Below are 18,459 nucleotides of genomic sequence, written 5' to 3' on the forward strand. Positions count from 1 at the left end.
TCACTCGTCCTCGTCGTCGAGCCGGGCCAGCCACGTCGCGAGGCGCTCGACGGGCACCTCGAAGTCGGGGTTGAGGTCGACGAAGGTGCGCAGCTGCTCGGCCAGCCAGTCGAAGGAGACCTCCTCGTCACCCCGGCGGGCCTGCAGCTCCTCGATGCCGCGGTCGGTGAAGTACACGCCGTCGAGCCTAGATAGGCCCGGACCTCAGCGGTCGAAGGCGCGCGCGACGAGCTCGGCCTGCTCGACCTGGTGCTTCTTCGTCGAGCCGGTGGCGGGCGAGGCGGATGCCTTGCGCGCGACGACGGAGATGCGCCGGTGCTCGCCGTGCTCGGCGAGGGCCTCGGGCAGGTTGAGCGCGATGAACGGCCAGGCGCCCTGGTTCTGCGGCTCGTCCTGGACGTAGACGACCTCGGCGCCGGGGTGGTGGCGCAGCTCGGCCGCCAGCTCGGCCGCGGGCAGCGGGTAGTACTGCTCGAGCCGCACGATGGCCGTCGAGGTGTCGCCGCGCTTCTCGCGCTCGGCCTCGAGGTCGTAGACCACCTTGCCCGCCGCGATGAGCACGCGGGTCACCTCGCCGCTCGTCGCGCCCTCGCGGTCGGGTGCGACCGGGAGGAAGGTGCCCGTGGTGAACGCCTCGGCCGGGCTGGCCGCCGCCTTCAGCCGCAGCATCGACTTCGGGGTGAAGACGATGAGCGGGCGGCGCGGGCGGGCATAGGCCTGCCGGCGGAGCAGGTGGAAGTACGACGCCGGGGTCGAGGGGTACGCGACGGTCATGTTGTTCTCGGCACACATCGTGAGGAAGCGCTCGATGCGGGCGGAGGAGTGGTCCGGGCCCTGGCCCTCGTATCCGTGGGGGAGGAGCAGGACGACCGAGGAGCGCTGTCCCCACTTCTGCTCCGAGCTCGAGATGAACTCGTCGACGATGGTCTGCGCGCCGTTGAAGAAGTCGCCGAACTGCGCCTCCCACAACACGAGGGCGTCCGGGCGCTCGACGGAGTAGCCGTACTCGAAGCCCATCGCCGCGAACTCGGACAGCAGGCTGTCGTAGACCCAGAACTTCGCCTGGCCGTCGCCGAGGTAGAGCAGCGGCGTCCACTCGGCCGCGTTCTCCTTGTCGATGAGGACCGCGTGGCGCTGGACGAAGGTGCCGCGGCGGCTGTCCTGGCCGGCGAGGCGCACCGGGGTGCCCTCGATGAGGAGGGAGCCGAACGCGAGCAGCTCGCCGGTGCCCCAGTCGATCCCGCCCTCGCGAGTGCTGGAGGCGCGCTTCTCGAGCATCTGGCGCAGCTTGGGGTGGACCGTGAAGGCGTCGGGGACGTCGACGAAGGCGTCGCCGATGCGGTGCAGGACCTCGGTGGAGATCGCGGTCTCCGTGGCCGAGTGCGTCGTCGCGTCGGCGTCCTTCGCCTGTGCCGACGGCGGCTCGAGGCCGGTGTGGCCCTCGACGTCGGTGCCCGAGTACGACCGGTCGGCGGCCTCGGTCTCGGCCTCCTTGAGCGCGGCCTTGGTCTCGACGAACACCCGCTCGAGCTGCTGCTGGTAGTCGCGCAGCGCGGCCTCGGCGTCCTCGACGGTGATGTCGCCGCGGCCGATGAGGGACTCGGTGTAGAGCTTGCGGACCGAGCGCTTGGCCTCGATGAGGTTGTACATGAGCGGCTGCGTCATCGACGGGTCGTCGCCCTCGTTGTGGCCGCGACGGCGGTAGCAGACCATGTCGACGACGACGTCCTTGTGGAACTCCTTGCGGAACTCGTAGGCGAGCTCGGCGACGCGCACGCACGCCTCGGGGTCGTCGCCGTTGACGTGGAAGATCGGCGCCTGGATCATCCGCGCGACGTCGGTGGAGTACGTCGAGGAGCGCGAGCTGCTCGGCGAGGTCGTGAACCCGACCTGGTTGTTGATGACGACGTGCACCGTGCCGCCGGTGCGGTAGCCGCGCAGCTGGCTGAGGTTGAGCGTCTCGGCGACGACTCCCTGGCCCGCGAAGGCCGCGTCGCCGTGCAGGAGGACCGGGAGGACGGTGAAGTCCTCGCCGGCGAGGTTGAGGCGGTCCTGCTTGGCGCGGACGATGCCCTCGAGGACGGGGTTGACGGCCTCGAGGTGGCTCGGGTTCGCGGCGAGGTAGACGGCGGTCGTCGCGCCCGACTCGGCGGTGAACGTGCCCTCCGTGCCGAGGTGGTACTTGACGTCCCCGGAGCCCTGGACCGACTTGGGGTCCTGCTTGCCCTCGAACTCGCGGAAGATCTGGCCGTAGCTCTTGCCGGCGATGTTCGCGAGGACGTTGAGCCGGCCGCGGTGCGGCATCCCGATGCAGACCTCGTCGAGCTCGTCCTCGGCGGCACGCGACAGGACCCGGTCGAGGAGGGCGATGACCGACTCGCCGCCCTCGAGGGAGAACCGCTTCTGGCCGACGAACTTGGTCTGCAGGAAGGTCTCGAACGCCTCGGCCGCGTTGAGCCGGCGCAGGATGCGCAGCTGCTCCTCGCGGGTCGTCTTGGCGTAGCCGACCTCGATCTTGTCCTGGATCCACTGGCGCTGCTCGGGGTCCTGGATGTGCATGTACTCGACGCCGATGGTGCGGCAGTACGAGTCGCGCAGGATGCCGAGGATCTTGCGCAGGGGGAGGAACGGCTGGCCGCCGAAGCCGCCCGTGGCGAACGTGCGGTCGAGGTCCCAGAGGGTCAGCCCGTGCGTCGTGACGTCGAGGTCGTGGTGGCGGCGCTGCTTGTACTCCAGCGGGTCGGTGTCGGCCATGAGGTGACCGCGGACCCGGTAGGAGTGGATGAGCTCCTGCACGCGGGCGACCTTGTTGATGTCGTCGTCGTGCGAGGTGTCGACGTCGCGGACCCAGCGGATCGGCTCGTAGGGGATGCGCAGGCTCTCGAAGATCTCGTCGTAGAACGCGTGGTCGCCGAGGAGCAGGCCGTGGACGATGCGCAGGAAGTCGCCGGACTGCGCGCCCTGGATGATCCGGTGGTCGTACGTGCTCGTCAGCGTGAGGGTCTTGCTCACCGCGTTGCGGTTGAGCGTCTCCTGGCTCGCGCCGGACCACTCGGCCGGGTAGTCCATCGCCCCGACGCCGATGATGGCGCCCTGGCCGGCCATGAGGCGCGGCACCGAGTGGACCGTGCCGATGGTGCCGGGGTTGGTCAGGGAGATGGAGGTGCCCTGGAAGTCCTCGACGGTGAGCTTGCCGCCGCGGGCCTTCTTGACCATCTCCTCGTAGGCGGTCCAGAAGTGGGCGAAGTCCATCGTCTCGGCGGCCTTGATCGACGGCACGAGCAGCTGGCGGGTGCCGTCGGGCTTCGCGAGGTCGATGGCCAGGCCGAGGTTGACGTGCGCGGGGGAGACGAGGACGGGCTTGCCCTTGTCGTCGAGGGCGTAGCCGTTGTTCATCTCGGGCATCGCCTCGAGCGCCTTGACGAGCGCGAAGCCGATGATGTGGGTGAAGCTCACCTTGCCGCCGCGGCTGCGGGCGAGGTGGTTGTTGATGACGATGCGGTTGTCGATGAGCAGCTTCGCCGGGACCGCGCGCACCGAGGTGGCGGTGGGCACCTCCAGCGAGGCCTCCATGTTCGTGACGACCCGGGCGGAGGCGCCGCGGATGGGGGTCTGGCGGGCGTCACCGAGGGGGCCGGAGGCCTTGGGGGCGGCGGCCTCGCGCGGCTTGGGGGTGGCGGCCGCGGGGGCCGAGTCCGGCGCGGGCGTCGCCTCCTTGGCGGAAGGTGCCGCCTCCTTCGCGGCCGGTGCCGCCTCCTTCGCGGCCGGTGCCGCCTCCTTCGCGGCCGGTGCCGCCTCCTTCGCGGCCGGTGCCGCCTCCTTCGCGGCCGGTGCCGCCTCCTTCGCGGCCGGTGCCGCCTCCTTCGCGGCCGGTGCCGCCTCCTTCGCGGTCGGCTCGGCAGCCGTGGACGGAGCCGGGGCCGGAGCGGCGGCAGGGGCGAGGGCAGGGGCCTTCGCGACGGTCGGCGTGCCGTTCGAGGGGGTGCGGGTGGGGGCGGACGCGCCGTTGCCGACGGGGCGCGACGTGGCGTCACCGGGGGTGTAGTCCCTGAAGAAGTCCCACCACGCCTTGTCGACGCTGTTCTTGTCCCGCTGGTACTGCTCGTACAGCTCGTCGACCAGCCATTCGTTCGGCCCGAAGGTGGTCAGGGGATCGCTGGACGGGGACTGCTCGGCCACGGAGGATGCGCCTCTTTCTCGGCTCGTCGGCTACGAGTGGTTGGGTACCCACCAGCCTAGCCCCGTGCCGATCCCGCCACACCGGCGGCTGGGTGACCGGTCCGGCCTGCGCGACGGGCGGTCACGAATGGCCGTCCGCCCTGCTCAGCTGACGTCGCTGCGCACCGTCCGCCAGATCCCGAAGCCCGCGAGGACCACCGCGTAGGCGGTGAGGACGAGTGCTCCACCCCACCACTCCAGACGCACCTCGTCCGGTGTCTGCGAGATCGCGTTGAAGGCGGCGTTCGTGGCACTGGTCGGCAGGTACGGCGCCACGTTCTCGCGGCTGAAGTCCCAGATGCCGAGGAGGAGGCCCAGCAGCGGCTCGACGATCCACGCGACCGCCACCCCGATGAAGAGTGCCGCGACCTGGTTGGGGATGAGGATGCCGATGCCGAGGCCGATGAGCGCCCACAGGGCAAGGACCAGGAGGCTGAGCGCGAGCGTGCGGACGACCTCGGTCGACGGGAACGCCGGTCGGTCGATGACCCGCAGCGTGACGGCTCCCGCGACGGCAGACCCCAGGAGGCTGATGAGGCCGTACAGCACCCCGATGCCCACGAGGGCCGTGGCCTTGGCCAACATCGCGCGGGCACGTCGGGGCGTCGCGAGGAACGTGGCGGAGATGGTCTTGTGGCGGAACTCGCCCCCGATGGAGACGATGCCGATCGTGAGCAGGAGCAGCCGACCGATGGCGGTCCCGGCGGTGTAGACGGAGTTGGCCACCTGGGTGTCGTCACCGATGACCTGGCCACCACCGGGGCCTCCCGCCGCACTCGGGTTCGCGATGATGACACCGGTCAGCACGGCGAACAGCCCGGCCGCCACGAACGTGGCGATCGCCATCCCCCACCACAGGCGGGTGGTGAAGAACTTGCGGAGCTCGCTGCGGACCGCGGGGATCACCGGTTCGCCCCTTCCTCGCCGATGACGGCGTCTCGCTCGGTGGGGGCCGCGGCCGCCTCGTTGCGGTTGGTGCCCTCGGTGAGCTGGAAGAACAGGTCCTCCAGGTCGGCGCGCTGCACCTCGAGCCCGTAGATCGGCAGGCCGGCGCGGAGCGCGACGTCCCCGACGAGGCGCAGGTCCGCGGTGTCGGCGACGAGGGCGCCGTCCGGCCCGGGTGTCGACGTCACGTCGGCGACCCGCAGGGCGCCGGCCAGCCGCGCGGGGTCGGAGGTGCGGACCAGGGCGCTGGGGGTGCCCCGGAGGTCGCCGATCCGGCCGGCGCGGACCAGCCGGCCGTTGGCGATGATGACGACCTCGTCGACCGTCTGCTCGACCTCCTGGAGCAGGTGGCTGGAGACGAGGATCGTCTTGCCCTCGCGGCTCAGGTGGCGCAGGAAGCCGCGCAGCCAGCGGATGCCCTCGGGGTCCAGGCCGTTGGCCGGCTCGTCGAGGACGAGGACCCGGGGGTCGCCGAGGAGGGCGGCCGCGAGGCCGAGCCGCTGCCTCATCCCCATGCTGTACTCGCCGGCGCGCTTGCGGGCCGCCGCGGGGATGCCGGTGAGCTCGAGGAGCTCGTCGACCCGGCTGAGCGGGATTCGCCCGGCGTCGGCGAGGACGCGCAGGTGGTCGCGTCCGCTGCGGCCCGGGTGGAAGTTCGTCGCCTCGAGCGCGGCGCCGACCGTGCCCTGGGGGTCGGCGAGGTCGACGTAGCGCTGCCCGTCGATCGTCGCGGTGCCGCTGCTCTGGTGGACCAGCCCGAGGAGCATGCGCAGGGTCGTCGTCTTCCCCGCCCCGTTCGGGCCGAGGAAGCCGGTGATCCGGCCCGGCTCGACGTCGAAGCTCAGGTCGTCGACGGCCACGAAGGAGCCGAAGTGCTTCGTCAGCCCCCTGATCTCGATGCGGGCCCCGGCCGCCGCCGCACTCACCGTGTACCTCGTCGCGTCATGCACCGATCCTCTCAGTGCGCCGCACGGTCCGCGTCAGCCGGTCGGTGGAGCCGGGCGGGGGCCGGGAACCGGGTGCCGCGGCCATACGATGGAGTGGTCATGCACCCTCCCAGTCCGCCCTGCCCATGACCGAGTGGCTCCTGCTCCTGCTCGGCGTCGTCCTCACGGTCGGGACGGCGCTGTTCGTCGCCGCGGAGTTCTCCCTCGTCGCCCTCGACCGCCCTGCCGTGCAGCGCGCCGTCGCCAACGGCGAGCGCGGCGCCCGCTCCGTCCTCGCCTCGCACCGCCAGCTCTCCACCCAGCTCTCCGCCTGCCAGCTCGGCATCACGCTGACGACGCTCGTGCTCGGCTTCATCGCCAGCCCGTCGGTCGGCGCCCTGCTCGTGGGGCCGCTCGAGTCGCTCGGCCTCTCGGCCGCCACCGCGGCGTCGGCCTCCTCGGTGCTCGCGATGCTCATCGCCACCGTCTTCTCGATGATCGTCGGCGAGATGGTCCCCAAGACCCTCGCCGTCTCCCTCCCGATGGCGACCGCCAAGGTCTCGGCGCTGCCCGTCCGCTGGTTCGCCGTCGCGACCAAGCCGATGATCGCCGTGCTCAACGGCGTCGCGAACCGCACCCTGCGCGCGATCGGCATCGAGCCGCAGGAGGAGCTGTCCGCGGCCCGCAGCCCCGCCGAGCTCGCCTCGCTCGTCCGCACGTCGGCCGAGGCCGGCACGCTCGACCTCGGCACGGCGCGGCTCGTCACGGCCTCGCTCGGCTTCGCCGACCAGACCGCCGCCGACGTGATGACGCCCCGCTCGCGGGCGACGTCGATCGACCGCACCGCCACGGCGGCCGACCTCGTCGCCCTCGCCCGGCGCACCGGTCACTCCCGCTTCCCCGTCGTCGGGGCCGACTGGGACGACGTCGACGGGATCGTCCACGTCAAGAAGGCCATCGCGGTGCCGTTCGACCGTCGTGAGGACGTGCCGGTGTCGGCGCTCATGGTCCCCGTCGTGCTCGTGCCCGAGACGCTGCGCCTCGACCCCCTGCTCCTCGAGCTGCGCCAGGGCGGGATGCAGCTCGCCGTCGTCGTCGACGAGTACGGCGGCACGTCCGGCGTCGTGACGCTCGAGGACCTCGTCGAGGAGATCGTCGGGGAGGTCAGCGACGAGCACGACCGCTCGCAGACCACCGGACGAGCCCTGCGCGACGGCTCGTGGACCGTGCCCGGCCTCTGGCGTCCCGACGAGGTGCGCTCGCGCGTCGGCGTCGCCGTCCCGGACGGGCCCGCCTACGAGACGATCGCCGGCTGGCTCATGGCCGAGCTCGGCCGGGTCCCGACCGTCGGCGACGAGGCCACCGTCGACGGGTGGACCGCCCGCGTCATCGACATGGACGGGCACCGCGTCGACCGCATCCGGCTCGTCCCGCCGCCGGCGCCCGGGCGTGACGGTGCGGACGACGCGCAGGACGCCGGCGCCGACGAGCGGGAGGACGAGGCATGAGCCTGTCGACCGTCTTCGTCACCGTCGTCCTCCTGGCCGCGAACGCGTTCTTCGTCGGAGCCGAGTTCGCGGCGATGTCCGCGCGCCGGAGCCAGCTCGAACCGCTCGCGGACCAGGGGAGCAAGGGCGCCCGAGTGGCGCTGGATGCGTTGCAGCGCACCGGGCTCCTGCTCGCCACGTGCCAGCTCGGCATCACCGTCTGCTCGGTGCTGCTCGGTGCCGTGTCCGAGGCGGCCCTGCACCACGCCCTCGCCCCGGTCATCGAGGCGGCCGGCCTGCCCGAGACCGTCGCCGACGCCGTCGCGCTCGCCCTGGCGCTCGCGATCGTCGTGTTCCTCCACGTCGTCTACGGCGAGATGATCCCCAAGAACATCTCGATCGCCCGCCCCGAGCGGGCCGCGGTCGTGCTCGTCCCGCCGCTCGTCATGGTGTCGCGCGTCGTCGCCCCCGTCATCAACGCGATGGACTGGCTCTCGAAGGCGATCCTGCGGCTGTTCGGTGTCGAGCCCAAGGACGAGATCGCGTCGGCCTTCACCGCCGAGGAGGTCGCGCACATCCTCGACGAGTCGCGCGACGAGGGGCTCGTCGAGGACGAGCACTACGAACGCCTCGGTGCCGCACTGGAGTTCAGTGACAAGGACGCCGCCGACGTCGGCGTGCCGGTCTCGTCCCTCGTCACGGTGACGGCGGCGGCGACGCCGGTCGACATCGAGCGCCTCGTCGCCCGCCACGGCTTCTCGCGCTACCCGGTCGTCGACGAGTCCGGCGACCTCGGGGGCTACCTGCACCTCAAGGACGTCCTCTACGCCGACGAGACCGAGCGCGACGAGCCGGTGCCGGCCAAGCGCGTCCGGCGGATGGCGAACGTGCGCCGCGACGACGAGGTCGAGTCCGTGCTCGGGGTCATGCAGGCCACCGGGTCACACCTCGCCCGGGTCGTCGCCGAGGACGGGTCGGTCGTCGGCGTCGTCTTCCTCGAGGACGTCATCGAGGAGCTCGTCGGCGAGGTGTCCGACGCCTCCCAGCGCACCTGACCCCGAGGTCTCCGGGCGGCGGCCGTCCCCGACGTGACGTCGGAGACAGCCGCCGCTCCCGTCCCCCGGACCGGAGCAGCATGGAGGGGAGGGGCGACGAGAAGGAGGTCGTCATGGCAGCCGCAACGGCACCGGTGAACGCGCGGACTGGAGCCCGCCGGGAGGTGCGACCACGGCTGGGGTGGTCCGGGGGCGCCCTGCTGGGACTGCTGGTCGTCATGGCCCTCAACGCGCTCGGCGGCGGCGTCGGCCTCGCGACCACCGGGATCGGCATGCCCGACTCGTGGCTGGAGCCGCTTCCCGTCGACTCGTGGCTGTGGCCGGGCGTGGCGCTCGTGCTGACGGTGGGGGTGCCCCAGGCGGCCACGGCCTGGCTGGTGGCGCGGCGGCACCGGCTGGCACGGGTCGCGTCCGTCGCGGCCGGGGTGGGCCTCGTCCTCTGAATCGGGGTGCAGCTCGCGGTCATGCAGCAGTTCTTCGTCCTCCAGCCGGTCGTGGCCGCGGCCGGTGTCGCGGAGGTCGTCCTCGCGCTGGCCCGGCCCCGCGGGTCGAGGTGACCCGCCGGCCCAGGAACCGGCCCGGATACCTCGGACCAAGGGCCCCCGGCACGGCGAAGGGGCCCGGTCCGGACGCGCTCCGCGCGTGAGGACCGGGCCCCTTCGATGTGCCCCCGGTAGGATTCGAACCTACGCTCCCGCCTCCGGAGGGCGGTGCTCTATCCCCTGAGCTACGGGGGCGGGCCACCACGCCGCGGACCGAAGTTTCGCAGCGCGTGGCGAGGTTAGCAGCCTAGGCTGGCGCTCATGCAATCCGGCACCGAGGGCCCCACGTCGGCGCCGCTGGTACTCATCTGTGACGACGTCGAGCCGATCCGCCGTCTCCTGCGCATCAACCTCGAGCTCGCCGGCTTCGAGGTCGACGAGGCCACCGACGGGCACGAGGCCATGGCACGGCTCATCGACGTCGTCCGGCGCCGACCCGACGTCGTCGTCCTCGACTCGCAGATGGCGCCCTACGACGGCTGGTGGGCCATCGCGGCCATCCGCTCGCACCCGCGCCTGGACCCGGTCCCCGTCCTCCTCGTCACGGCCGCCGCGAGCGACCACGCCCGCTACGAGGTCGACGAGGCGGGGTTCGACGGGATCGTCACCAAGCCGTTCGACCCGGACGAGCTCGTCGCGGCCGTCTCACGCCTCGCGGCCTCCGGGAGGGCGGCCCGGGGCCGTCCGTAGACTGGCGCGGGTGACCCCCGAACAGCTCTCCGCCGCGATCCGCGACGCCCTCCTGTCCGCCGTCGACGCCGGTGACCTCGACGTCACCGTGCCCGCGGAGGTCAGGGTCGAGCGTCCGCGCAACCGCGACCACGGGGACTGGTCGACCAACGTCGCCCTCCAGCTCGCCAAGGGTGCCGGCGTCCCCCCGCGCGACCTCGCGACGACCCTGGCCACCCACCTCGCCGGTGTGGCCGGCGTCAAGGCGGTCGACGTCGCCGGGCCCGGCTTCCTCAACATCACCCTCGATGCGGCGAGCGCGGGCGAGCTCGCCCGCACCGTCGTCGAGGCGGGCGAGGCGTACGGCCGCAACGACTCCGAGGCCGGGCACGTCGTCAACCTCGAGTACATCTCGGCCAACCCCACCGGGCCCCTCCACCTCGGCCACACCCGCTGGGCCGCCCTGGGCGACGCCATGGGCCGTCTCCTCGCGGCATCCGGTGCCACGCTGACGACCGAGTACTACCTCAACGACGCCGGCACCCAGATGCAGAACTTCGCGCGCAGCGTCCTCGCGCGGGCCAAGGGTGAGCCGACCCCCGAGGGCGGGTACCCCGGCGCGTACGTCGACGCGCTCGCGGCGGAGGTGCTCGCGCAGCGCCCCGACCTGCTCGACCTGCCCGAGGACGAGGCGCTCGCCGTGGCCGGTGACCTCGCCTACCCGCTCCAGCTCGCCGACATCGAGAGCACCCTCGCCGACTTCGGCGTGACCTTCGACGTGTGGTTCTCCGAGAAGTCACTGCACGACGGCGGCGCCGTGGAGCAGGCGGTCGAGCGGCTGCGCGAACAGGGTCACGTCTTCGACCAGGAGGGGGCGGTCTGGCTGCGCACCACCGACTTCGGCGACGACCGCGACCGCGTCCTCATCCGCGCCAACGGCGAGCCCACGTACTTCGCCGCCGACGCCGCGTACTACCTGTCGAAGAAGGACCGCGGGTTCGACGAGAAGATCTACCTCCTCGGCGCCGACCACCACGGGTACATCGGGCGCCTCAAGGCCATCGCCGCGTGCGCCGGCGACGACCCGGAGCGCAACATCGAGGTCCGCATCGGCCAGCTCGTCAACCTCGGCGGCGCGAAGCTGTCCAAGCGCGCGGGCAACATCATCGAGCTGCGCGACCTCATCGGCTGGATCGGCACCGACGCGATCCGCTACTCGCTGGCCCGGTACCCGGCCGACAGCCCGCTCTCGCTCGACGGCGAGGAGCTGCGCAAGCAGACGAACGACAACCCGGTCTTCTACGTCCAGTACGCCCACGCCCGCACCGCGAACGTCGCGCGGCTCGCCGCCGAGGACGGCGTGCACCGGGCCGACGGGTTCGACGCCTCGCTGCTCGCCGACCCCACCGAGGCGGCCCTGCTCGCGGCGCTCGGCGACTTCCCGCGCGTCGTCGCCCAGGCCGCGCACCTGCGCGAGCCGCACCGGGTCGCGCGCTACCTCGAGGAGCTCGCGGCGCGGTTCCACAAGTGGTACGACACGTGCCGGGTGCGCCCGATGAACGCCGACGAGGAGGTCACCGACCTCCACCGCAGCCGCCTCTGGCTCAACGACGCGACCCGACAGGTGCTCGCCAACGGCCTCGGGCTGCTCGGCGTGAGCGCCCCCGAGCGGATGTGAGGGTGATCCGATGCGCGCGCACGAGGCCGGCGCCCTCCACGCCGAGGGCTACGGCGGGCCCCCGCTCTACCTGCCGTACCCGACCGACGTCATGGAGCTGCTCCCGCAGCTCTGGCCCGGGACGGTCGGACGGGACGCCGACGGACGGCTGACGGTCGGCGGCGTCGACGTCGTCACCCTGGCCGCCGAGCACGGGACCGCGGCGTACGTCCTCGACGAGGACGACTTCCGTTCCCGCGCAAGGGACTTCCGCGACTCGTTCGGCTCGGCCTTCGAGGCGGTCGGCGGAGCCGACGTGTACTACGCCGGCAAGGCGTTCCTCTGCACGGCCGTCGCCCGGTGGGTCGAGGAGGAAGGGCTCTTCCTCGACGTCTGCACGGGCGGTGAGCTGGCCGTGGCCCGGCGCGCGGGCTTCCCCGGCGAGCGGATCGGGTTCCACGGCAACAACAAGACGGTCGCCGAGATCCGTGACGCGCTCTCGTACGGCGTGGGGCGCATCGTCCTGGACTCCTTCCACGAGATCGACCGCGTCGTGGCGGTCGCGACCGAGCTCGGGGTCGTCGCCCCGGTGATGGTGCGCGTCACCGTCGGCGTCGAGGCGCACACCCACGAGTTCATCGCCACCGGCCACGAGGACCAGAAGTTCGGCTTCAGCCTCGCCGGCGGGGCGGCGGAGGAGGCAGTGCGCCGGGTGCTCGCCCGCCACGACGTCCTCGACCTGCGCGGCCTGCACAGCCACATCGGGAGCCAGATCTTCGAGACCGGCGGCTTCGAGCTGGCCGCGCACCGCCTCGTCTCGCTGCACGCCCGCATCGCCGACGAGCACGGCCACCACTGCCCCGAGCTCGACCTCGGCGGTGGCTACGGCATCGCGTACACCTCGCAGCACACCCCGCTGCCGCCGTCCGTCCTCGCCGAGGAGATGGCCGGCATCGTCGAGCGCGAGCTCAAGGCCGTGGGTGACGGGGCCGACCCCCGCCGGCCGCGGGTGTCCGTCGAGCCCGGCCGCGCCATCGTCGGACCGAGCACGTTCACCCTGTACGAGGTCGGCACCGTCAAGGACGTCGAGGTCGGCGGCGGGACGACCCGCACGTACGTCTCGGTCGACGGCGGGATGAGCGACAACGCGCGCCCGGCCCTCTACGAGGCCGACTACTCGTGCACCCTCGCGAGCCGGTCGAGCAGCGCCCCGCCGCGCCTGTCCCGGGTCGTCGGGCGGCACTGCGAGAGCGGCGACATCGTCGTCCTCGACGAGTACCTGCCGGCCGACCTCGAGCCCGGCGACCTCATCGCCGTCCCGGGCACCGGCGCGTACTGCCGCAGCCTGTCCAGCCAGTACAACCACACGCCCCGCCCGCCCGTCGTCGCCGTCCGTGGAGGGCGCAGCCGCGTCCTCGTGCGCCGTGAGACCATCGAGGACCTCCTGGCCCTCGACGTGGCCGAGGCCTGAGCCCCGAGACCGAGGAGAGACACCCCGATGGCGCACGAACCCGGTGCCCCCCTGCGCGTCGCGCTGCTCGGCTGCGGTGTCGTGGGGTCCGCCGTCGCGACGAAGCTCGTCGAGAACGCCGACGACCTCGCGGCCCGGGTCGGCGCCCCGCTCGAGCTCGTCGGCATCGCCGTCCGTCGCCCGCAGCGCCCCCGTCCCGACGTCCCCGTGGACCCCTCGCTCTTCACCGCCGACGCCGCAGAGCTCGTGACCCGGGCCGACATCGTCATCGAGGTCATCGGCGGCATCGACCCGGCCCGCGACCTCATCGTGCGCGCGATGGAGCACGGCGCCTCTGTCGTCTCGGCGAACAAGGCGCTCCTCGCCGAGGACGGCCCCGCCCTCTACGCCGCCGCCGACGAGCACGGCGTCGACCTCTACTACGAGGCCGCGGTCGCCGGTGCCATCCCGATCCTGCGCCCGATCCGCGAGTCGCTCGCCGGTGACGACGTGCGCAAGGTGCTCGGCATCGTCAACGGCACGACGAACTTCGTCCTCGACGCGATGGACAGCACGGGCGCCGGCTTCGCCGAGACCGTCGAGCGGGCCCAGGCGCTCGGCTACGCCGAGGCCGACCCGACCGCCGACGTCGAGGGCTTCGACGCCGCCGCGAAGGCCGCCATCCTCGCGAGCCTGGCCTTCCACACCCGCGTCTCGTCGGCCGACGTGCACCGCGAGGGCATCACCGAGGTGACCGCCGGCGACATCCAGGCCGCCCGTGACATGGACGCCGTCGTCAAGCTCCTCGCGATCTGCGAGCGGGTCACGAACGGCGACGGCGGCGAGGCCGTCAGCGTGCGCGTGCACCCCGCGATGATCCCCCGGAGCCACCCGCTCGCCAGCGTCCGCGAGGCCTTCAACGCGGTCTTCGTCGAGGCCGCGGCGGCGGGTCAGCTGATGTTCTACGGCCGCGGTGCCGGTGGCGACCCGACGGCCAGCGCGGTCCTCGGCGACGTCGTCGCCGTCGCGCGGCACCGCGTGGCCGGCGGCCGCGGCCCGGGGGAGTCGGCCTACGCCGACCTGCCGATCGTCGACATGGGCCAGGCGCTGACGAGGTACCACATCAGCCTCGACGTCGCCGACCGCCCGGGCGTCCTCGCACAGGTCGCCACCGCGTTCGCCGAGCACGGCGTCTCCATCGAGACGGTCCGCCAGCAGGTGGCGCCCGAGGGGGAGCGGGCGAAGCTCATCATCGTCACCCACCAGGCGTCCGACGCCGCGCTGGCCGCCACCGTCGACGCGCTCGCCGGCCTCGAGGCCGTCGACGACGTCGCGTCGGTCCTGCGCGTGGAAGGAGCCTGACGTGGCGCACCAGTGGCGCGGCGTCATCCGCGAGTACGCCGCCCGCCTCCCGCTCATCGAGGGCGCTCCGGTCGTCACCCTCCACGAGGGGGGCACGCCGCTCGTCCCGTGCGAGGGGCTGTCCGAGGCCACCGGCGCCAACGTCCTCGTCAAGGTCGAGGGGATGAACCCCACCGCCTCGTTCAAGGACCGCGGGATGACGACCGCGATGTCGGTGGCGAAGCGCAACGGCGCGAAGGCCGTCATCTGCGCGAGCACCGGCAACACGAGCGCGAGCGCCGCGGCGTACGCGACGAAGGCGGGGATGACGTGCGCCGTCCTCGTGCCCGACGGCAAGATCGCGATGGGCAAGCTGAGCCAGGCCATCGCCCACGGGGCCACCCTGCTCCAGGTCGAGGGCAACTTCGACGACTGCCTCACCGTCGCCCGCAAGCTCGCCGAGGCCTATCCCGTCGAGCTCGTCAACTCGGTCAACCCGGCGCGGATCGAGGGGCAGAAGACGGCGGCCTTCGAGGTCGTCGACGCGCTGGGCGACGCCCCGGACATCCACGTCCTGCCCGTCGGCAACGCCGGCAACATCACCGCCTACTGGCGCGGGTACACCGAGTACGCCGAGCCCACCCCGGGCCTGGGCGGGGAGGTGCTGGCGCCGGTCGCCTCGCGCCGGCCGCGGATGTGGGGCTTCCAGGCCGCGGGTGCCGCGCCGCTCGTCCTCGGCCACCCCGTCGACGAGCCCGAGACGATCGCCACCGCCATCCGCATCGGCAACCCGGCGTCGTGGCAGCAGGCGGAGGCCGCGCGCGACGAGTCCGCAGGTCTCATCGACTCGGTCACCGACGAGGAGATCCTGCTCGCCCACCGGCTGCTGTCGTCCACCGAGGGGATCTTCGTCGAGCCCGGGTCGGCCGCGTCGATCGCCGGCCTGATGAAGATGGCGGAGGCCGGGCGGGTGCCCGCCGACGCCACGGTCGTGTGCACCGTCACCGGGCACGGGCTCAAGGACCCCCAGTGGGCGCTGCGCACCGCCGACGGCTCGGACGTCCAGCCCGTCCGCGTGCCCGTCGACGCGTTCAGCGTGGCGAGCGCCCTCGGCCTCGAGGGCTGACCGTGCGTGCTGACGTCCTGCGGCCCGGCGCCTCCGTCGAGGTGCGGGTGCCGGCGAGCAGCGCGAACCTCGGGCCGGGCTTCGACTCCATCGGCTGCGCGCTCGGCGTCTGGGACACCTGCCGCGCCACCGTCACCGCCGAGCCCGGCCTCGTCGTCACGGTGCGCGGGGAGGGCGAGGGCGTCGTCCCGCTCGACGCGTCGCACCTCGTGCACCGGGCGATGCAGGTCGCGTGGGCCGAGCTCGGCGTCACCGGCCCCGCTGGCCTGCGGCTGGACTGCGAGAACGCCGTCCCGCACGGGCGGGGGATGGGCTCGTCCGCGACCGCCATCGTCACCGGGGTCGTCGCGGCGCAGGCGCTCCACGACGTCTCGTGCGGGGCCGAGGGCGAGGCCGTCGACCTCGGCTTCGCCAACACCCTCGCCGCCCGGCTCGAGGGCCACCCGGACAACTCCTCGGCCAGCGTCCTCGGCGGCGTGACCCTCTCGTGGTCCGACGACGACCTCGCCACGGTGACGACCGTGCGCGTGCCCGTGCACCCCGACCTCGAGCCGGTCGTCCTCGCGCCCGACGCCCAGCTGTCGACCGCCAAGGCGCGCTCGGTGCTGCCGCAGCAGGTGCGCCTCGCCGACGCCGCGGCGAACTCCGCCCGCACCGCCCTCCTCGTCCACGCCGTCGGCGCGGCGCCCGAGCACCTGCTCGCCGCGACCCGCGAGTGGCTGCACCAGGAGGCGCGGCGCCCCTCGTACGCCGCCTCGATGGCGCTCGTCGACGCGCTGCGCGCCGACGGCCACGCCGCCGTGATCTCCGGGGCCGGGCCGTCCGTCCTCGTGCTGGCGGTGCGTGACCGGGTCGAGGCCGTGCGGACGCACGCCGGCCCGGGCTGGCGCGTCCTCACCCCCGGGATCCCCGAGCGGGGCGCCACGGTCCGGGTCCTCGCACGGGGCTGACGCGCGCCACGCGGACGAGGTCCGGGGTGTGGCGATCGGCGCCCGCCCGGCCCGCCCGGTGCTATCCTTGAGCCCGCGACCGCAGTCGATGCCGGGGTTGGTCCCGCTGCCTGCCGCGAGTCGCCCCCACGACCAGGTCGCAGCCCCCATGTAGTCCGCGGCTGCGTGCCCCTGCGTGGAACCCCACCTGATCGGCCATTTCGAGGCCATCCACGAACGAGGGGAAGGATCCTTCGTGACAGACACCACCACACTCGAGGCCGCGACCTCGGGCTCAGGCCCGCGTCGCTCCGGAGCACTGACCGCCATGCGGCTCGCCGAGCTCCAGGGACTCGCCTCGAGCATGGGCATCAGCGGCACGGGCAAGATGCGCAAGGGCGACCTCGTCGCCGCCATCAAGGCCCGTCAGAACGGTGAGAGCGGACCGGCCAGCGCCGGTGAGCCGCGTCGCCGTGAGCCGGAGACCGCCCGCGCCGAGCAGCCGGTGCACGAGCACCGCGCCGACGACCGCGCTGGGCGCCAGGAGCGCCCTGAGCGCGGTGACCGCCCCGAGCGGACCGACAACCGCGAGCGCCAGGACCGCGGCGAGCGCCCCGAGCGGCAGGACCGCGGCGAGCGCCAGGAGCGCCCGGACCGCGGTGACCGCCAGGACCGCGGCCAGCAGCAGGACCGCTCGGACCGCGGTGACCGCCAGGACCGCGGCCAGCCGCAGAACCAGCACCAGAACGGCACCCAGGGCGGGGGCCAGCAGGGCCAGAACCGCTCCGACGACGACGGCGAGGGCCGCGGCCGCCGCCGCCGCAACCGCGGGCGCAACCGCGACAAGCGCCGCCCGCAGGACGGCGGGGCCCCGCAGCAGCAGGACGCCCCCGAGCCCCAGATCCACGACGACGACGTCCTCGTGCCGGTCGCGGGCATCCTCGACATCCTCGACAGCTACGCCTTCGTGCGGACCACCGGCTACCTGCCGGGCTCGAGCGACATCTACGTGCCGCTCCAGATGGTCAAGCGCCACGGGCTGCGCAAGGGGGACGCCGTCACCGGGTCGATCAAGGCCGCGCGCGAGGGCGAGGAGCCGCAGCAGCAGACCGTCGGCGGGCGCAACAACCGCCAGAAGTACACCCCGCTCGCGCGACTGGACACGATCAACGGGATGTCGCCCGACGAGGCGCGCCGCCGCCCCGAGTTCGGCAAGCTCACCCCGCTCTACCCGCAGGACCGCCTGCGCCTGGAGACCGAGCAGAGCATCGTCACGACGCGGATCATCGACCTCGTCGCCCCCATCGGCAAGGGCCAGCGCGGGCTCATCGTCGCCCCGGCCAAGGCCGGCAAGACGATGGTCATGCAGGCGATCGCCAACGCCATCACGACGAACAACCCCGAGTGCCACCTCATGGTCGTCCTCGTCGACGAGCGTCCCGAGGAGGTCACCGACATGCAGCGCGCCGTCAAGGGCGAGGTCATCTCCTCGACCTTCGACCGGCCCGCCGACGACCACACCACGGTCGCCGAGCTCGCGATCGAGCGCGCCAAGCGCCTCGTCGAGATGGGCCACGACGTCGTCGTGCTCCTCGATTCGATCACCAAGCTCGGGCGCGCCTACAACCTCGCGGCCCCCGCGAGCGGGCGCATCCTCTCCGGTGGTGTCGACTCGGCCGCGCTGTACCCGCCGAAGAAGTTCTTCGGTGCGGCGCGAAACATCGAGAACGGCGGCTCGCTCACCATCCTCGCCACCGCGCTCGTCGAGACCGGCTCGCGCATGGACGAGGTGATCTTCGAGGAGTTCAAGGGCACCGGCAACATGGAGCTCAAGCTCGACCGCCAGCTCGCGAACCGCCGCATCTTCCCCGCGGTCGACGTCAACAACTCGGGCACGCGCCGCGAGGAGATCCTCCTCGCCCCCGAGGAGCTGAAGATCATGTGGAAGCTGCGCCGCGTCCTCGCCGCGCTCGACTCCCAGCAGGGCATCGAGCTCCTCCTCGACCGGATCCGCAAGACGAAGAACAACTACGAGTTCCTCATGCAGGTCCAGCAGACGAGCTCGATCAAGCTCGACGACGACGACTCCTGACCCACCCGCACGTCACCCACCG

General features: G+C 72.8%; 14 protein-coding genes and 1 tRNA gene. 10 read left to right on the plus strand and 5 right to left on the minus strand.

From position 1 onward, the window contains the following. The 4 genes from ACK8HX_RS00480 to ACK8HX_RS00495 form a co-directional block, all read right to left on the minus strand. Nucleotides 1-177, minus strand: coding sequence for a DUF6104 family protein (locus ACK8HX_RS00480; RefSeq protein ID WP_411938681.1), 177 nt, complete (start codon nucleotides 175-177; stop codon nucleotides 1-3). A 27-nt stretch (nucleotides 178-204) separates the two neighbouring features. Next, nucleotides 205-4,179, minus strand: a complete 3,975-nt coding sequence (locus tag ACK8HX_RS00485) for a multifunctional oxoglutarate decarboxylase/oxoglutarate dehydrogenase thiamine pyrophosphate-binding subunit/dihydrolipoyllysine-residue succinyltransferase subunit (RefSeq protein ID WP_411938682.1) — start codon at nucleotides 4,177-4,179, stop codon at nucleotides 205-207. Nucleotides 4,180-4,323: 144 nt separating this feature from the next. Further along, nucleotides 4,324-5,124 (minus strand): ABC transporter permease, encoded by an 801-nt coding sequence (locus ACK8HX_RS00490; RefSeq protein WP_411938683.1) that lies wholly within the window; start codon nucleotides 5,122-5,124, stop codon nucleotides 4,324-4,326. After that, nucleotides 5,121-6,089 carry an ABC transporter ATP-binding protein gene (locus ACK8HX_RS00495; protein ID WP_411938684.1) on the minus strand — a complete coding sequence of 323 codons (969 nt, stop codon included), beginning with the start codon at nucleotides 6,087-6,089 and terminating at the stop codon, nucleotides 5,121-5,123. Before ACK8HX_RS00495 ends, ACK8HX_RS00490 begins: the two co-directional genes overlap by 4 nt. 146 nt (nucleotides 6,090-6,235) lie before the next feature. Between ACK8HX_RS00495 and ACK8HX_RS00500 the strand changes: the two genes are divergently transcribed. The 3 genes from ACK8HX_RS00500 (at nucleotide 6,236) to ACK8HX_RS00510 (ending at nucleotide 9,074) form a co-directional block, all read left to right on the plus strand. Then, complete coding sequence (locus ACK8HX_RS00500) at nucleotides 6,236-7,597, plus strand: hemolysin family protein (RefSeq protein WP_411938685.1); 1,362 nt, start codon at nucleotides 6,236-6,238, stop codon at nucleotides 7,595-7,597. Then, entirely contained in the window at nucleotides 7,594-8,631 is a 1,038-nt protein-coding gene (locus tag ACK8HX_RS00505) for a hemolysin family protein (protein ID WP_411938686.1), read from the plus strand. The genes ACK8HX_RS00500 and ACK8HX_RS00505 overlap by 4 nt, the downstream gene beginning before the upstream one ends. A 113-nt stretch (nucleotides 8,632-8,744) precedes the next feature. Further along, nucleotides 8,745-9,074: a hypothetical protein gene (locus ACK8HX_RS00510; RefSeq protein ID WP_411938687.1), complete on the plus strand. Its 330-nt coding sequence runs from the start codon at nucleotides 8,745-8,747 to the stop codon at nucleotides 9,072-9,074. 222 nt (nucleotides 9,075-9,296) lie between these two features. On the opposite strand, the gene ACK8HX_RS00515 is transcribed toward ACK8HX_RS00510, so the two are convergent. After that, a tRNA-Arg gene (locus ACK8HX_RS00515) sits at nucleotides 9,297-9,368 on the minus strand. A 66-nt stretch (nucleotides 9,369-9,434) separates the two neighbouring features. Here ACK8HX_RS00515 and ACK8HX_RS00520 point away from each other — a divergent pair. The 7 genes from ACK8HX_RS00520 to rho all read left to right on the plus strand — a co-directional run bounded on the left by ACK8HX_RS00520 (nucleotide 9,435) and on the right by rho (nucleotide 18,437). Next, a complete protein-coding gene (locus ACK8HX_RS00520) occupies nucleotides 9,435-9,863 on the plus strand; it encodes a response regulator (protein ID WP_411938688.1) in 429 nt (142 codons plus the stop codon). Nucleotides 9,864-9,873: 10 nt separating this feature from the next. Beyond that, nucleotides 9,874-11,520 (plus strand): arginine--tRNA ligase, encoded by a 1,647-nt coding sequence (gene argS / locus ACK8HX_RS00525; RefSeq protein WP_411938689.1) that lies wholly within the window; start codon nucleotides 9,874-9,876, stop codon nucleotides 11,518-11,520. A 10-nt stretch (nucleotides 11,521-11,530) separates the two neighbouring features. Continuing rightward, nucleotides 11,531-12,970: a diaminopimelate decarboxylase gene (lysA, locus tag ACK8HX_RS00530; RefSeq protein WP_411938690.1), complete on the plus strand. Its 1,440-nt coding sequence runs from the start codon at nucleotides 11,531-11,533 to the stop codon at nucleotides 12,968-12,970. A 27-nt stretch (nucleotides 12,971-12,997) separates the two neighbouring features. Continuing rightward, a complete protein-coding gene (locus ACK8HX_RS00535; RefSeq protein ID WP_411938691.1) occupies nucleotides 12,998-14,311 on the plus strand; it encodes a homoserine dehydrogenase in 1,314 nt (437 codons plus the stop codon). Between the two features lies 1 nt (nucleotide 14,312). Continuing rightward, nucleotides 14,313-15,416, plus strand: a complete 1,104-nt coding sequence (gene thrC / locus ACK8HX_RS00540; RefSeq protein ID WP_411938692.1) for a threonine synthase — start codon at nucleotides 14,313-14,315, stop codon at nucleotides 15,414-15,416. Nucleotides 15,417-15,418: 2 nt separating this feature from the next. Continuing rightward, on the plus strand, nucleotides 15,419-16,366 hold the full coding sequence (gene thrB / locus ACK8HX_RS00545) for a homoserine kinase (RefSeq protein WP_411938693.1): 948 nt from the start codon (nucleotides 15,419-15,421) through the stop codon (nucleotides 16,364-16,366). A gap of 235 nt (nucleotides 16,367-16,601) precedes the next feature. Beyond that, complete coding sequence (rho, locus tag ACK8HX_RS00550) at nucleotides 16,602-18,437, plus strand: transcription termination factor Rho (RefSeq protein ID WP_411938694.1); 1,836 nt, start codon at nucleotides 16,602-16,604, stop codon at nucleotides 18,435-18,437. Nucleotides 18,438-18,459 lie beyond the last annotated feature (22 nt).

Source organism: Oryzobacter faecalis (genome assembly GCF_046764005.1).
In the GTDB taxonomy this organism is placed as follows: Bacteria; Actinomycetota; Actinomycetes; order Actinomycetales; family Dermatophilaceae; genus Oryzobacter; species Oryzobacter faecalis.

Excerpts from the sequence above, each read along its gene's own strand:
- ACK8HX_RS00500 (WP_411938685.1), top strand. The coding sequence starts at position 6,236 with ATGACCGAGTGGCTCCTGCTCCTGCTCGGCGTCGTCCTCACGGTCGGG.
- ACK8HX_RS00505 (WP_411938686.1), top strand. The coding sequence starts at position 7,594 with ATGAGCCTGTCGACCGTCTTCGTCACCGTCGTCCTCCTGGCCGCGAAC.
- ACK8HX_RS00510 (WP_411938687.1), top strand. The coding sequence starts at position 8,745 with ATGGCAGCCGCAACGGCACCGGTGAACGCGCGGACTGGAGCCCGCCGG.
- ACK8HX_RS00520 (WP_411938688.1), top strand. The coding sequence starts at position 9,435 with ATGCAATCCGGCACCGAGGGCCCCACGTCGGCGCCGCTGGTACTCATC.
- lysA (WP_411938690.1), top strand. The coding sequence starts at position 11,531 with ATGCGCGCGCACGAGGCCGGCGCCCTCCACGCCGAGGGCTACGGCGGG.
- ACK8HX_RS00535 (WP_411938691.1), top strand. The coding sequence starts at position 12,998 with ATGGCGCACGAACCCGGTGCCCCCCTGCGCGTCGCGCTGCTCGGCTGC.